The organism is Pseudomonas sp. P7548, from assembly GCF_013386585.1.
Classification (GTDB): Bacteria; Pseudomonadota; Gammaproteobacteria; order Pseudomonadales; family Pseudomonadaceae; genus Aquipseudomonas.
Genome location: NZ_JACARO010000180.1, coordinates 1 through 404 on the forward strand (window position 1 = coordinate 1; position 404 = coordinate 404).

The window sequence follows — 404 nt, forward strand, 5'->3', positions numbered from 1 at the left end:
TTGCGCTCGTAGTCGTCCAGTTGACGGCGCAGCCGCTTGCGGTAGATCAGCAGGTCGTCCAGTTCGCCGCTCAGGGTGCGCCGCACGTAGTCACGCACGTAGTCCTGATGGGGCTGGCGATGGAAGATGCGTTGATAAAGCTCCTGCTGGAACTGCCGCGCCAGGGGCGACCAGTCGCTGCGCACGGTTTCCAGGCCTTTGTAGACCATTTCTTCGCTGCCATCGCCACGCACCACCAGGCCGGCGTAGCGCTTTTTGCTGCCCTCCTCCGCGCCACGGATGGTGGGCATGAGGAAGCGGCTGAAGTGGGTTTCGTACTGCAATTCCAAGGCGCTTTGCAGGCCGAACTCACTGCGCAAGTGCTCGCGCCACCAGTCGTTGACGTGCTGCACCAGCGCCAGGCC

The 404-nt window shown here is 63.4% G+C and carries 1 protein-coding gene; it reads right to left on the reverse strand.

Annotated elements, in window-relative coordinates; genetic code table 11:
- The coding region (locus HX803_RS32075; RefSeq protein ID WP_306172774.1) for a DNA polymerase domain-containing protein at window positions 1-404 on the reverse strand (404 nt) is incomplete at both ends.